Raw genomic sequence first — 15306 nt, 5'->3', positions numbered from 1 at the left:
CCGCGCAGCGGCAGGAAAGTTGGAGAGCGCAAAAAAATTTAGCAAAATTTGCGAAAAAGTACTTGCTTTTTTTCAAGACATGTTGTAATATAAACGAGTGCTAAATATGGCGTGTTGGTCAAGAGGTTAAGACGCCGCCCTCTCACGGCGGAATCAGGGGTTCGATTCCCCTACACGCTGTTATTCCAAGAGAATAGCCCAACCCAGGAAAGTGCCGGAAGCCTTGATTTGTGAGGCTTGTGGCATTTTTTGTATTATGCGGATATGAATTTTCTGGTATGTGAGAATACGAGGGAACCTTCGATAAAACAGACACCCCCAAGAGGGTGCCTGCTTATTGAGTTTTGACAATGAGAATGGATTGCATTCCCTGCATAAAAGCTGTATTTATTTCGTTTTCCATATAATAACTGTTTTATATCTCTTGAGATCATCGGAAATTCGTTGTCCCTTCAAATACGAAAGAAGGAGACGTCTCTTTTCAGCTCGTCAGCAATGCTCTCTATGTTTCTTGCGGATTCTGCAAGTTTATGAATCGTTGTATTCATCTCTTCCATAGAAGCATTGGTCTGCTGCGTCGATGTGGCATTTTTCTCGGCAACGGCGGAGAGATTTTCGATAATATCAGTCACTTTTATCCGGGCTTCATCACAATCTTTTGTCTCTGCATAGACATCTTCTGTCTCAGCTATGGAAGCCTCGATTCCTTTGCTGACATCGGCGAATTTTTCTTTCGTCTCATTCAGTTTCTTTTGCTGCTCCTCAATGATCTCGCCTACTTCAGCCATAATCTTTACAGACGCTTCCGAGTCTGCGGAGAGCTGTTCGATAATATGCTCGATTGTCTGAGCGGACCGATTGGAGTCCTCGGAGAGCTTGGAGATCTGAGAAGCTACGACAGCAAAACCTCTGCCGGCTTCACCTGCCCTTGCCGCTTCAATGCTGGCATTTAAGGAGAGAAGGCTTGTTTCGCTGGCGATTGACGTGATCAGATTGACTGCTTCCTGGATCTTGCCCACAGATTCATTGGTCGTATGTACGGAGGCGTCTATTTTTCTGATCGCTTCGCGTGTTCTGTCATTGGATTCTTCCAGTTCGTTGATGATCTGTTCGGATTCATCGTCCGCCTTTTTCATATTGACCGATATTCTGTCAAGTTCCTGTACCTTCTGTACGATGTTTTCTATCATGGCGCCTATATTGTTCACCTGTGTGGTCGCAAGATCAATGTCTTCCGCCTGTGTGGCGGCGCCTCGTGCGATGTCCTCTATGGCTCCGGCGATCTCACCGGCGGCAGTATTTGTCTGAGAGGAGAGTGTTTTCAGTGTCTCTCCTGACTGTAACAGGTGATCTGTCGTATTTTTGATATTACCGATCATAGTCTGCAGTTTTTCAACGAGACCATACATGGAGGAGACCATCGTACCGATTTCATCCCTGCGTTTCCTGGCGCTCTTACTGACCTTAGCCGCTTTTTTACTTAATTGTATGCGCAGATCGCCGTCAGAAACTTTGACGAGCATATCTCCCGCGTGCACGACAGTGACGGCAATTTGTTTTACGAGAATGATACAGACGATCAGTGAGACGATCAGAATGGTAACAGCGATCGTAGTGATGCCGGAAGTCCTGACAGCGATCACGGAGTCGACGTTTGTACTTGGCTGACCGGCAAAGATCATCCCGACGATCTGTCCGTCGCTGTTTTTGAGCGGCTTGTAGTAAGCGTGATAGTTCTCATTGTTGATCACTATATTTGCGGTGCGGTAGTCTTTTCCCTGCTTCAACACGATGTCGACGACATCCGCCGAGGCCTTTGTTCCGATGATACGGTTTCCCGATTGCTGATCGATCAGGGAAGTCGCCCTTCGTGTATCGCCGTAAAGGATTGTAACGTCAGAGCTGGAAGCGGCAACAAAACTGTCCAGAACTTCCTCCCGCTCCGTGATACAATATTCCCCTTTGTACAGCAGATCTCCTTCCAGGTGGTAATCACCGGGATCTAACGCGGCATAGGCAGCGCCCACAGACTGGCACAGCTGGTCTAATCCGAGGAACGCTTCCTCCTGCATACCTTTGCGCAGAGCGTTCATGGAGTAAACAGTGACGATACCCTCCAGAATGATCATTGGCAGAGCGCACATCAATACCAGCTTGGCGAGAATTCCGATTCCTTTTTTCTTTTTCATAGCATACATCTCCATTTAGTGAATGATAGGTTTATGAGATTTTTGCAACATATGACAAATCATATAAGAATTATACAAAAAATATAAGAAAAAAGCAATATTTTTTGTTGATAACTCCGATTGGATAAAATACATAGTACAGACACTGAATTTCATCCGTTTCACAAAATCTTAAATTTGACTAAATTCGACACATTCAGACATAAAGTATGTTATACTTTTTTCATCTTATGTGCAGAAAGAGGAGGAGTATTATGAGAAATAAGTGGTATTTTTTACTGATTCTTGTGTATGTGATCACTTTTGGCTTCATTTTGGGCGTCAACGGAGTGTTTGACGGCAATGTGGTCCTGACAAGCAATCTTGTTATCAATGTAGCCTTTCTTGTGATTATCGGCGTTCTGTTTATTCTTTCGATCGCCAGCTTTATCAGGCTCAACAGTGTGACCGGCGCGCTTACGCGGGCAGCGCAGGAGATGGAAAGGCAGTATGAAGTGGACAGAAAGAATCTGTGGCCGGAGTACCGGAAGAAACAGGAACCGTTTGCCAATGCACTGTTAAACCGTCAATTTGCGAAATATCAGAAGCATGTGAGCGCGCATACCGACAAGAAAGGGAATCTGATGCAGGCCTGTCCGATCGAGGACTATATGAATGAAGAACTGCTCAACCGGGTGGGACGGACTTATTTTAATTCGAGTATTTCAGGGGCTATGACAGGTCTTGGTATTTTAGGAACCTTTTTAGGGCTTTCTCTCGGTCTCAGTTCTTTTTCGGGCAATGACATCTTTACAATCTCTGAGAATGTGGCGCCGCTTCTGGACGGCATGAAAGTTGCGTTCCATACGTCCGTTTACGGTATTTTCTTTTCCCTTGTCTTTTCATTTGTGTACCGCAGTCTGCTGGCGGATGCGTATGAAAAGCTGGATCATTTCCTGATGGTGTTCCGTGAGTATACACAGCCGGACGTATTTACATCAGACGAAAGAATGGACGCTATGCTGCTGTATCAGTCTTCGATCGCGTCGTCGATGCGGAAGATCCAGGAGATGATGCAGGGAAATGCACAGGAACAGATCAGGGGGATCGAGCAGATCGTCGGTCAGTTTACGAAATGTATGTCGGAAACGCTGGGCGCCGACTTCCAGAAGCTGGGCAAGTCGCTGGAGCGTTCCTGCCAGGCGCAGGGGGAATGCGCAGGGGATCTCCGGTATCTGTCGGAGAATATGCAGCGGATGCTGGATTCCTGCAGCTCGATTCAGGACACGCTTCGTCTGACGGTGGAGCGCCAGAAGGCAGTGGAAGAGAAGTTGTCAGATACTTGCGAGACGATCAGCAACGAGCTGTATACGTTGGGGCAGACGAGGGATATGTATGAGAAATAGAAGAAAAGAGATCTTTGAGGAGCCGGGGTACTGGCAGTCGTATTCGGATATGATGGCGGCGCTGCTGCTGATCTTTATTCTGCTGATTGCCATTACGCTGTTTGTATATAAACAAAAGCGGACTGACCTGGAGGAAGCGCAGCTACAGCTCAATTCCACGAGACAGGAACTGGAAGATTCGGAAGCGGAGCTGAGAAATTCCATGAAGGAACTGGAGGAAGCCTACGCCAAGGCGACGATGACAGAGGATGAGCTGAAAGCGGCTTACCTGCAGATCGATGAGGCGAGAGCGGAGCTGGATGCAACGAGAAGCGAGCTGAGAGACATTGTGGGAATCCGCACGGATATTATCGGGGAACTGCAAAATCGTTTTAACAATTCGTCGATGAAAGTGGATGCACAGACGGGGACGATTACCTTTTCTTCGGATGTGCTGTTCCGGTATAACAGTGCCACACTGACACCCGAGAGCAAGGAGACATTGCGGGAGATCATCCCCATGTATCTGGATGTACTTTTGCAGGACAGCTTTTTGCCGTATATCTCAGAAATTATCATTGAGGGACACACCGATACGGACGGAGATTATCAGAGTAATATGACACTGTCGTACAGCCGGGCGAATTCAGTTGCCAAATTCTGTCTGGATACCGATAACGGATTGACGCAAGAGCAGACGGCGCAGCTTCAGAAGATGCTGACAGTGAACGGACGTTCGTACAGCACGCCGATCTATTATGAAAATTCGCAGGAAGTGAATATGGCGGCTTCCCGCCGTGTGGAGATCAAGTTCCGCCTGAAAGAAGACGAGATGATCGAAAAGATTACGAAGACATTGGAACAGGGGCAGGAGGAACAGGCAGACTGATTCGCAGTTTTTTCCAAAAGCGCTTGCAATTACCAGTTTCCGGTGCTATAATAATTAAGAATTAAATAAAGTATGGTAGAAAGAGTGGAATGCGTTCCACTCTTTCTTGTGATATTGGGGAATTTTTTGGTACATAGGAAAGAGTAAGAGGTGATCATTTGGCAAAGAAAGATTATGAGAGGCGCACGGAAGAGCTGTTACTGCCGATCGCACAGGCGGCAGGCGTTTCTGTTTATGATGTGGAATATGTAAAGGAAGGCAGCGACTGGTATCTGCGGGCCTATATCGATAAGCCGGAGGGAGTCAATATCAATGACTGCGAAAAGGTGAGCCGTGCGCTCTCCGACCGGCTGGATGAAGAGGACTTCATTCCGGATGCCTATATATTGGAAGTCAGCAGTCCGGGGCTTGGGAGAACACTGAAAAAAGAAAAGCATCTGGAGCAGAGCATTGGAGAAGAAGTGGAGCTGAAGACCTATAAGCCGGTTGACAAACAGAAAGAGTTTTTCGGCGTGTTAAAGGCTTTTGACAAACATACGTTGACGATAGAGACAGAAGGAACAGAGAGAGTGTTTGCGAGAAACGAAGTGGCGCTCATCAGACTGGCACTGGACTTTTAGGGAAAGGATTAGGAGGAATCAGGGAAAATGAACAAAGAGTTGATGGAGGCACTTGACATTCTGGAGAAAGAGAAGGAGATCAGCAAGGACACCTTGTTTGAAGCGATCGAGAATTCTCTGATCACAGCGTGCAAGAACCATTTCGGAAAATCGGATAATATCAGGGTAGAGATCGACAGAGATACCTGTGATTTTCTCTGCTATGCGGAAAAAGAAGTGGTGGAAGAGGTGGAGGACGACTGTCTGCAGATCACGCTGGAGGATGCGCAGGAGATTTCCAAAAACGCCCGTCTGGGCGATCTGCTCCATGTAGAAATCAAATCCCGGGAGTTTGGACGGATTGCCACACAAAATGCCAAGAATGTCATTTTACAGAAGATCCGCGAGGAAGAAAGAAGCGTAATCTATAATCAATATTATGAGAAAGAAAAAGATGTGGTGACAGGAATCGTCCAGAGGTATCTTGGACGCAATATCAGTATCAATCTCGGAAAGGCGGACGCGATCCTCAGTGAGGGAGAGCAGATCAAAGGCGAGATATTCAAGCCGACCGAGAGGATCAAAGTATATATTCTGGAAGTGCGCAATACACCGAAAGGACCGAGAATCCTCGTGAGCAGGACGCATCCGGAGCTGGTAAAACGTCTGTTTGAAGCCGAGGTGACGGAGATCAAAGACGGAACGGTAGAGATCAGGAGCATTGCCAGAGAGGCCGGCAGCAGGACGAAGATTGCGGTCTGGTCCAACAATCCCAATGTGGACGCCGTCGGGGCCTGCGTGGGGATGAATGGCGCCAGAGTCAATGCTATTGTGGAGGAGCTGCGCGGCGAAAAGATTGACATCATCAACTGGGATGAAAATCCGGGAAATCTGATCCAGAATGCACTCTCTCCGGCGAAGATCGTCGCCGTGTTTGCCGATCCGGATGAGAAGACAGCCAAAGTAGTCGTTCCGGATTACCAGCTGTCTCTGGCGATCGGCAAAGAGGGACAGAACGCCAGACTGGCGGCCAGACTGACCGGATACAAAATCGACATTAAGAGCGAGACACAGGCGAAAGATGCTCCCGGTTTCCGTTATGAAGATTATATGGATGACTACGAGGAAGGATATGAGGACGAGGAAGCCTATGAGGACGGCGAGTCCTGCGAAGAGAGCGAAGCCTGTGAAGGCGATGAGACTTATGAAGAGAGCGAAGCCTGTGAGGGCGATGAGCCTTATGGAGAGAATGAAACCGGTGAGGACGATATGTCTGCCGGGGGAGACGGAGGCTATGAAGAGGACGAAGGTCTCTCTGCTGCAGAGGATGATGAGGGAGAGATGTCTGTAGAAGAGGATGACTCTTATGAATAAAAAGGTTCCTGTGAGGCGATGCGTCGGCTGTGGGGAGATGAAAAGCAAGAAAGAGATGATGCGAGTGCTGAGGGACACAGAGGGAACGTTTTCTCTTGATAAAACCGGCAAAAAAAACGGAAGGGGCGCATATCTTTGTATTTCCGGGGAGTGTATGAGGAAAGCAAGGAAAAATAAAGGGTTGGAGCGTTCCTTTAAGATGAGCATTCCCGCAGAAGTTTATGAAAATCTGGAAAAGGAGTTTCAGAGTCACAATGAACAATAAGATATTATCTTTGCTTGGACTGGCAACCAGATCCAGAAATCTGGTCAGCGGAGAGTTTATGACGGAAAAGGCGGTAAAAGGACGTAAGGCTTTTTTGGTCATTGTAAGTGAGGAAGCGTCTGACAATACGAAAAAGATGTTTGCCGATATGTGCCGCTTTTATGAAGTGCCCCTGTATTTCTACGGGTCGAAAGAGCAGCTGGGACACTGTATGGGGAAAGAGTTTCGGGCGTCGGTCGCCGTGACAGACGAAGGATTTGCAAAGAATATCATAAACAGACTGGAATGCGAACAATAGCGAATACGGAGGTAGTGAGCATGACGAAAATAAAAGTACATGAACTTGCAAAAGAGTTGGATAAACAAAGTAAGGAAGTCATTGCTTTTTTACAGAGTAAAGGGGTCGAAGTAAAGGTGGCACAGAGCAGCGTGGAAAAGGAAGTGGCCGATATGGTGCGCAGGGAATTCGGGGTGAAGGCCGCGCGGCCGCAGCCTGAGCCTGTGAAAGAGGAAAAGAAGGCGCCCGCGCCCAAGCCTGTGGAAAATCAAAGCCCGAAGCAGACAGCCGCGAGAGCAGTGTCCGCGCCGGAGACGGCAAAAGAGACGCAGAGACCTGCCGGAAAGGGCGAAGCTCCAAAATCCGCCGCCGGGCAAGGCGACGGGCAGAGAGCGGATGCACCGAAAAAAAAGAAAAAAATCATTTTTGTGAGCAATCCGCATAACAGCAAGATGCAGGGTGGACAGCGCGCTTCTTCACAGGGCAGAGGAAACGGCAATGGGAATGGCAGCGGAAACGGAAACCGGAGAAATCGTGATAACGATATTATGAGCCGGCCGTTGATCCGCCCTCTGACGCCTCCTTCCCCAACACCTCCGGTTGGACAGATCAAACCAAGGCAGAACCAGCCGAAGCAGAATCAGGCCAGACAGCAGGAGGCAGTGATTGGTGCGAAAGAGCAGCAACAGAAGAATACCAGCGGCTCTTCCTACAGACAGCAGCAGAGCGGCGACAGCAGGCAGCAGGAGAGAAAGCCGCAGGAAAGAACGGGTGGAAGCAATGATTATAGAGGCCGTCAGACGGATAATCGCCCCGGCGGTAACCGTTTTCGCAAAGATTCGGGCAGTGGTCAGGGCGGTAATGGCCGCGGCAGGGGCTATAACGATAATAATCGCCCTGAAAGAGGAAATGCGCGGGAGGACAATAAATTCAGAAAGCCGGCAGGCACTAAGCCGTTTGTTCCGGAAGCGCCGCTGAAAGATGCAGAAAAACATCGGGACGATGATAAACGCCGCATAAATCAGGACCGCGACAGACGTTCGAAGAAAGACGCGATCTATGAGGACGGCGAGGGCAAGAACAAGAATAAACCGGGAAGATTTATCAAGCCGGAGAAAAAAGTGGAAGAAAAGCAGGAAGAACAGATCAAGACGATCACGCTTCCGGAGACGCTTACGCTCAAAGAGCTGGCGGATAAAATGAAAATACAGCCTTCTGTGATCGTGAAAAAGCTGTTCCTGCAGGGGCAGGTCGTGACAGTCAATCAGGAGATCAGTTTTGAGACAGCGGAAGAGATCGCCATCGAATACGACATTATGTGCGAAAAAGAAGTCAAGGTGGACGTGATCGAAGAGCTGCTGCGGGAAGAGGAAGAGGACGAAAAGAATATGACAAAACGTCCTCCGGTCATCTGTGTCATGGGCCATGTAGACCATGGAAAGACGTCTCTGCTTGATGTAATCCGTAAGACAAATGTGACTGACCGGGAGGCCGGCGGGATCACGCAGCATATCGGCGCTTATACGGTCAATGTCAACAACGAGAAGATAACCTTCCTGGATACGCCGGGACATGAGGCGTTTACCGCCATGCGTATGCGCGGCGCCAATTCCACGGATATTGCCATTCTTGTCGTGGCGGCAGACGATGGTGTGATGCCGCAGACGGTGGAGGCGATCAATCACGCGAAGGCGGCAGGGATTGAGATTATCGTGGCAGTGAATAAGATTGACAAACCCAATGCCAATATCGACAGAGTAAAACAGGAATTGACGGAATACGAACTGATTCCGGTAGACTGGGGCGGAAGCACGGAATTTGTACCCGTTTCGGCAAAATCCGGGGAAGGCATTGAGACCTTGCTGGAGACGATTCTGTTGACGGCGGAAATTCTGGAGCTGAAGGCAAATGCGAAGCGCCGGGCGAGAGGCCTGGTCATTGAGGCGGAGTTGGACAGAGGCCGGGGGCCGGTTGCCACAGTTCTCGTACAAAAAGGTGTGCTGCATGTGGGAGACTTTATCTCGGCAGGCTCAAGTCATGGCAAAGTGAGAGCGATGATCGATGACAAAGGACGCAGAGTCAAGGAGGCAGGGCCTTCCACGCCGGTGGAGATACTGGGCCTTTCCGATGTGCCGAATGCCGGAGAGATCTTCATTGCCCATGAAAATGACAAGACGGCCAAATCCTATGCCGATACGTATCTGGCACAGAACAAGGAAAAGAAGCTGGAAGAGACCAAATCCAAAATGTCTCTGGACGATCTGTTTACACAGATTCAGGCGGGCAACCTGAAGGAACTGAACCTGATTATCAAAGCCGATGTTCAGGGCAGCGTGGAGGCGGTGAAACAAAGTCTGCTGAAACTGTCCAACGAGGAAGTCGTCGTCAAATGTATTCATGGCGGTGTAGGAGCTATCAACGAGTCGGACGTGACGCTGGCTTCCGCTTCCAATGCGATTATCATCGGATTCAATATCCGGCCGGATGCAACGGCGAAGGCGATCGCAGAGCGGGAAGGTGTGGACGTCAGACTGTACAGAGTCATCTATCAGGCGATCGAAGACGTGGAGTCCGCCATGAAAGGTATGCTTGACCCTGTCTTTGAGGAGAAGGTGCTCGGCCATGCCGAAGTGCGTCAGCTCTTCCGGGCTTCCGCTGTGGGAAATATCGCCGGTTCTTATGTGCTTGACGGTGTGTTCCAGAGAGGCTGCCAGGTTCGGATTAAGAGAGAAGGGGAACAGATCTTCGAAGGTAATCTGGCATCTCTGAAACGGTTTAAAGATGATGTGAAGGAAGTAAAAGCCGGTTTTGAGTGCGGTCTTGTATTTGAAGGATTTGATCAGATGCAGGAGCTTGACATCGTGGAAGCGTACACGATGGTCGAGGTACCGAGGTAAGAGCCGCAGGTAAGGGATAATAATATGAAAAAAAACAGCATTAAGAATACAAGGATCAACGGAGAGGTGCAGAGAGTGCTGGCAGAGATCATCCGCAGTGAGATCAAGGACCCGCGCATCGCTCCCATGACCTCGGTCGTGTCCGTGGAAGTGGCGCCCGATCTGAAGACATGTAAAGCATGGATCAGCGTTCTTGGAAGCGACGAGGAAGCGGCAGCCACGCTGGAGGGATTGAAGAGTGCGGAGGGTTTTATCAAGTCAAAACTCGCCAGGGCGATCAATCTGCGCAATACGCCGGAGATCCGCTTTGTCATGGATCAGTCCATCGCGTATGGGGTGTCCATGTCCAAAAAAATTGATGAAGTAAACAGAAACAGCAGCAGAAACGAAGAAGAGTAGTAAGAATCATAATACAGCAATGTTTGGAAGGAAGAGGTAGTATGTTTCAGTTATCGGAAGTGATAAAAGACGCCAGGACCATTGGAATCGGTGGTCATATCAGGCCGGACGGGGACTGTGTCGGTTCCTGCATGGCTCTGTATCTGTATCTGAAAAAGTATGTGACCCCCGGGGTGGAAGTGTCGGTCTATCTGGAGAAGCCGGCGGAAATCTTTGATGCGATCAGCGGTATTGCGCAGATCCGCACAGAATGTCCGCAAAAGAAATACGATGTGTTTTTCGCGCTGGACTGCGAGAGCAGCAGACTCGGTGAGGCGGAACCATTGTTTCAGGATGCGCAAAAGAAAGTTAATATCGACCATCATATCAGTAATCATGGATGCGGAGACTGCCAATATATTGATGCGGCTGCCAGCTCGACGAGTGAACTTGTGTATGATCTGCTCGATGCGCAGTACATGGATGCGGAGATCGCCAAAGCACTCTACATCGGCATCATTCACGATACCGGCGTGTTTCAATATTCCAATACATCGCCGAAAACGCTGCGGATCGCTGCGGAGCTGATCGGATATGGGTTTGACTTTTCAGCGCTGATCCAGCACACGTTTTATGAAAAGACATACCGCCAGAACCAGATCATGGGCAGGTCGATGCTGGAGAGCATTCTGCTTCTGGAGGGCAGGTGTGTCGTCAGCTCTGTCACCCGCAGGCTGATGGAATTTTATGGGGTGACTCCGAAAGATCTGGACGGTATTGTCAATCATCTGCGTGACATCCGGGGTGTGGAGTGTGCCGTATTTATGTATGAGACTGATGTACTGCAATATAAAGTAAGTATGCGTTCCACGGATAAAGTTGATGTGGCGAAGATCGCGGCCTTTTTTGGCGGCGGCGGACATAAGAAAGCTGCAGGCTGTACGATGTCAGGCACGTTCCATGATGTGATTAATAATCTGTCATTACATATTGAAAGGCAGTTGGAGGAATCAATAATCAATCAGTGACGAGGACAGGACAGCGCAATGAGCGGCAGTGAAGGCGCGCCGCCGGAGGGAAATGTGATAAACGGAGTCATCAATGTATACAAGGAGAAGGGCTACACTTCCCATGATGTGGTAGCCAGGCTCCGGGGTATCTTAAAACAGAAAAAGATCGGACATACGGGGACGCTTGACCCACAGGCAGAAGGCGTGCTTCCTGTATGTCTCGGAAACGGAACGAAACTTTGCGATATGCTGACAGACAGACGAAAGGAGTATATCGCAGAGTTTTTGTTCGGTATCACGACAGATACACAGGATATGACAGGAACGGTCCGTTCCCGGCGGGAAGTGAGGATGACGGAGGCCGAGGCTGAGACCGTCATCATGAGCTTTCTCGGGGGATATGCACAGACACCGCCTATGTATTCCGCCTGCAAGGTAGGGGGAAGACGGCTGTATGAGCTTGCGAGGGAGGGCAGAGAGGTGGAACGCAGGGCGCGGGAGATTGTGATCTATGAGCTGGAGATCCTTGCCATGCGTCTGCCGGAAGTAAAAATCCGTGTAAGCTGTTCCAAAGGGACTTATATTCGCACGCTCTGTCATGACATAGGGGAGAAGGCAGGGTGCGGCGCTTCCATGAAGAGCCTGCTTCGCACAAAGGCCGGTGGATTTGCACTGGAAGACGCGAACACGCTTGCCGGGATCGAGACGGCTCAAAGAGAAGGGAAGCTGGGGCAGATGCTTGTCCCGGTGGAGGAAATGTTCGCGCAGCTTCCGCCGATCACCGTCAGAGAAGAATTTACCGGCGCCGTTTGCAATGGAAATCCGTTGTATTTGCGGCAGGTTACCGGGCGGTCGGGATGGACGGACGGGGAACAGGCGAAAGTGTATGATCACGAAGGGAAATTTTACGGTATTTACGCCTTCCGGATTATGAAGGGACGTTTTGAACCCGTGAAAATGTTTTTGGACAGATAGACAGAGAGCGGATCGGTAAAAAGAGGCTTTGTATACCGGTTTCGGACAGACAGGGAGCGGATCATATTATGCGGTTGATACAGGGTACCACGCAGTTTATGCTGGGCGGAGCGTGCGCCGTTGCCATCGGGAAGTTTGACGGCATCCACAGAGGGCATCAGGAGCTTTTAAAATACATATTAAAACAGAAGGAACATGGGCTGGCGGCTGCGGTTTTTACTTTTGATCCGCCGCCGTCCGTGTTTTTCGGCTCAGCAAAAAGCCGGAGTCTGATGACAAGAGAAGAAAAGCGCCGGATTTTCGAGAAGATCGGCATCGATGTGCTGATTGAATTTCCACTGTGCGCGGAGACGGCTGCCATACCGCCGCAGACATTTATTGAGGAAATTCTCGTAAAACAGATGCGGGCGGCCTATGTGGCGGCGGGGACCGATGTCACATTTGGCGACCGGGGAAGGGGCGACAGCGGGATGATGCTGGAGTATGGGAGAAAGCTCGGCTTTACGGTAAAGATCGTGGACAAGATCTGTGTGGACGGCAGAGAAATCAGTTCCAGCCTGATCCGGGAACAACTGGAACAGGGGAAGATGGAGCAGGTACGGGAATTGATCGGGTTTCCCTACAGCGTGACGGGAACTGTCGTCCATGGGCGGCAGCTTGGCCGGACGATCGGAATGCCTACGGTCAATCTGCTGCCGCCGGCGGATAAGCTGCTGCCGCCGCGGGGCGTCTATTTTTCCAACGTCTCTTATCATGGCCGGCATTATCAGAGTATCAGCAACATTGGCTGTAAACCGACGGTCAGTGAAGAAAATGTCATGGGGGTGGAGACTTATCTCTATGATTTTGACGAAGATATTTACGGCAGGGAGATTATTGTCAATCTGCTGGCCTTTAAGCGGCCGGAGATGAAATTCCGCTGCGTGGAAGAATTAAAGTGTCAGATGCAGAGAGACATCCGGGAAGGCAGAGAATACTTGCATACAATCATACAATAATATAGTAAAATAGTACTTGTCACTTACATTTTTATCGCTTAAAATAAAAAATGGATGTAAATGGCATGAAAGATTTATAAATTATTTATAAATCTGTTGCACGTAAGTTTTGGGTTGATGGGAATGAAGGGGTACATAAGATGAATGCTTCGGTATTATTGTCTATGGCAGGCGGACTCGGATTGTTTTTATTTGGTATGAAACTGATGAGCGAAGGGATCGAAAAAGTGGCAGGAGACAAACTGCGGGGGATTCTTGAGTTTTTTACGACAAACCGCTTTACAGGTATGTTGGTCGGTATTGTGTTTACGGCGATCGTCCAGTCTTCCAGCGCATGTACGGTCATGGTTGTCAGCTTTGTCAACTCCGGTCTGATGACTCTGTATCAGGCTGCGGGCGTCATTTTGGGTGCGAATATCGGTACCACTGTGACATCTCAGCTTGTTTCTTTTAACTTATCTGAAATTGCCCCGGTATTTCTACTCGGCGGGGTGATCACTGTAATGTTTATCAAAAATAATATGGCAAAAAAAATCGGCGAGATCGTGCTTGGCTTTGGTGTGCTCTTTATGGGATTGTCAGGCATGTCGGGCGCTATGGCCGGACTCAGGGAAGATCCGAATATCGCGCTCCTGTTCGGTTCTCTCACAAGTCCGTTTCTGGCGGTACTGCTTGGTACGGTCGTGACGACCGTCATTCAGAGTTCTTCCGTGACTGTGAGCATTATTTTGCTGATGGCCAATCAGGGATTGCTCGGACTCCCGATCTGTATGTTCATTATTCTCGGGTGTAACATCGGCTCCTGCGCGTCGGCGATGCTGGCTTCGCTTGCCGGCAAGAAAGATGCCAAACGGGCGGCAATGATCCATCTTCTGTTCAATATATTTGGCACAATCATCTTCTATTTTATTTTCCTTGTGGGAGTCGGCCCCATTGTAACCATGCTGTCGGAGATCTCGGGCGGAAATCCGGGGCGGTGCGTGGCCAATGCGCATACGATCATTAAGATTGCGCAGGTGATTCTGCTGTTTCCGTTTTCCGGGCTGCTCGTAAAGATGACCTATCTGTGTGTGCCGGGCGATGACAAGAAAGTCGGTTATCGCGACAGCTTCCAGCTCAAATATATCGGTGACAAGGTCGTGTTTAATCCGGCTACCGCCGTTGTGGAAGTGATCAAAGAGATCGAGAGAATGGCCTCTCTTGCCAGCGAGAATCTGAACCGCGCCATGAATGCGCTGATTACATTGGACGAGGAAGACATTGAGGAAGTCTATAAAGTAGAAAAAAACATTAATTTTTTAAACCATTCGATCACGGACTATCTGGTGAAGATCAATCAGACGACACTGCCGATCGAAGATTTGAAGAGCATCGGCGCTTTGTTCCATGTTGTCAATGACATTGAGCGTATCGGCGATCATGCGGAAAACGTGGCGGACTGCGCAGGCCGCAGGAGAGAGAATGGAGCGACTTTCAGCAAATCGGCTCAGAAAGAGATGGGAGATATGCTGGATATGGTCAATAAGATCGTTCAGTATTCGGTGGATATGTTTGCCACGAGCAATGAGGCACATGTACAGGATATTATGGAGCTGGAGGATGCCATCGACGAAAAAGAGCGGGAACTGCAAAGACTGCATGTGGAACGGCTGACGAGAAATGAATGTACACCGGAGGCGGGTATGTTGTTCTCCGATGTGGTGTCAGGTCTGGAGCGGGTATCCGATCATGCGACCAATATTGCCTTCTCCATTTTGCACAGCAACAATGAAGACGGAGAAGAAAAGGAAAAAAAGGCGGTATAGGTCATACATAAGCTCACCGGAGAGAGGAAGAGATGGCAGAAGACAGGACAGAGAAACAAGCGGCAAAAGAGGATGTCGAAAATATTATGCGGCTTCTGGATACGTTTGCAGCAGGCAGTGAAAGCCGGATGAAGCTGGATGTGTCGGAGTCTGCGGAGACAGGAACAATGCGGAAAGCCTATCATCATGGCAGATGTGATGTCGGAAGCCCCTGGGCAAACGGAACATGCTATGATGCGCCGGAGCCGGAAGACTAGTACGATAGTATATATTGGAAATCAGATTC

The 15306-nt window shown here is 49.3% G+C and carries 14 protein-coding genes and 1 tRNA gene; 14 read left to right on the top strand and 1 reads right to left on the bottom strand.

Annotated elements, in window-relative coordinates:
* Positions 1 to 108 precede the first annotated feature (108 nt).
* Positions 109 to 180: transfer RNA gene (locus V1224_11310), tRNA-Glu, on the top strand.
* A gap of 272 nt (positions 181 to 452) precedes the next feature.
* Here V1224_11310 and V1224_11305 read toward each other — a convergent pair.
* Positions 453 to 2189 carry a methyl-accepting chemotaxis protein gene (locus V1224_11305; GenBank protein ID WWR15069.1) on the bottom strand — a complete coding sequence of 579 codons (1737 nt, stop codon included), beginning with the start codon at positions 2187 to 2189 and terminating at the stop codon, positions 453 to 455.
* Between the two features lie 254 nt (positions 2190 to 2443).
* Here V1224_11305 and V1224_11300 point away from each other — a divergent pair, with 254 nt between their 5' ends.
* The 13 genes from V1224_11300 to V1224_11240 all read left to right on the top strand — a co-directional run bounded on the left by V1224_11300 (position 2444) and on the right by V1224_11240 (position 15277).
* Positions 2444 to 3574: a MotA/TolQ/ExbB proton channel family protein gene (locus V1224_11300; protein WWR15068.1), complete on the top strand. Its 1131-nt coding sequence runs from the start codon at positions 2444 to 2446 to the stop codon at positions 3572 to 3574.
* Entirely contained in the window at positions 3564 to 4442 is an 879-nt protein-coding gene (locus V1224_11295; protein WWR15067.1) for an OmpA family protein, read from the top strand. The genes V1224_11300 and V1224_11295 overlap by 11 nt, the downstream gene beginning before the upstream one ends.
* A gap of 158 nt (positions 4443 to 4600) precedes the next feature.
* A complete protein-coding gene (gene rimP, locus V1224_11290) occupies positions 4601 to 5062 on the top strand; it encodes a ribosome maturation factor RimP (GenBank protein WWR15066.1) in 462 nt (153 codons plus the stop codon).
* A 27-nt stretch (positions 5063 to 5089) separates the two neighbouring features.
* Positions 5090 to 6415, top strand: a complete 1326-nt coding sequence (nusA, locus tag V1224_11285) for a transcription termination factor NusA (GenBank protein ID WWR15065.1) — start codon at positions 5090 to 5092, stop codon at positions 6413 to 6415.
* Positions 6408 to 6680, top strand: coding sequence for a YlxR family protein (locus V1224_11280; protein WWR15064.1), 273 nt, complete (start codon positions 6408 to 6410; stop codon positions 6678 to 6680). The genes nusA and V1224_11280 overlap by 8 nt, the downstream gene beginning before the upstream one ends.
* On the top strand, positions 6670 to 6978 hold the full coding sequence (locus tag V1224_11275; GenBank protein WWR15063.1) for a ribosomal L7Ae/L30e/S12e/Gadd45 family protein: 309 nt from the start codon (positions 6670 to 6672) through the stop codon (positions 6976 to 6978). The genes V1224_11280 and V1224_11275 overlap by 11 nt, the downstream gene beginning before the upstream one ends.
* 20 nt (positions 6979 to 6998) lie before the next feature.
* Entirely contained in the window at positions 6999 to 9854 is a 2856-nt protein-coding gene (gene infB / locus V1224_11270; GenBank protein ID WWR15062.1) for a translation initiation factor IF-2, read from the top strand.
* A gap of 24 nt (positions 9855 to 9878) precedes the next feature.
* On the top strand, positions 9879 to 10253 hold the full coding sequence (gene rbfA, locus V1224_11265; GenBank protein WWR15061.1) for a 30S ribosome-binding factor RbfA: 375 nt from the start codon (positions 9879 to 9881) through the stop codon (positions 10251 to 10253).
* 41 nt (positions 10254 to 10294) lie between these two features.
* A complete protein-coding gene (locus V1224_11260) occupies positions 10295 to 11260 on the top strand; it encodes a bifunctional oligoribonuclease/PAP phosphatase NrnA (GenBank protein ID WWR15060.1) in 966 nt (321 codons plus the stop codon).
* A 54-nt stretch (positions 11261 to 11314) separates the two neighbouring features.
* Entirely contained in the window at positions 11315 to 12217 is a 903-nt protein-coding gene (truB, locus tag V1224_11255; GenBank protein ID WWR17472.1) for a tRNA pseudouridine(55) synthase TruB, read from the top strand.
* A 68-nt stretch (positions 12218 to 12285) separates the two neighbouring features.
* Positions 12286 to 13215, top strand: coding sequence for a riboflavin biosynthesis protein RibF (gene ribF, locus V1224_11250; protein WWR15059.1), 930 nt, complete (start codon positions 12286 to 12288; stop codon positions 13213 to 13215).
* 140 nt (positions 13216 to 13355) lie between these two features.
* Positions 13356 to 15020: a Na/Pi cotransporter family protein gene (locus V1224_11245; protein ID WWR15058.1), complete on the top strand. Its 1665-nt coding sequence runs from the start codon at positions 13356 to 13358 to the stop codon at positions 15018 to 15020.
* A gap of 32 nt (positions 15021 to 15052) precedes the next feature.
* Complete coding sequence (locus tag V1224_11240) at positions 15053 to 15277, top strand: hypothetical protein (GenBank protein ID WWR15057.1); 225 nt, start codon at positions 15053 to 15055, stop codon at positions 15275 to 15277.
* Positions 15278 to 15306 lie beyond the last annotated feature (29 nt).

The sequence above is a fragment of the Lachnospiraceae bacterium JLR.KK008 genome, assembly GCA_037015955.1.
Taxonomy (GTDB): Bacteria; Bacillota; Clostridia; order Lachnospirales; family Lachnospiraceae; genus VSOB01.
Note: the sequence above shows the minus strand (reverse complement) of the source record. Positions and strands in the feature narration are given on the sequence as shown.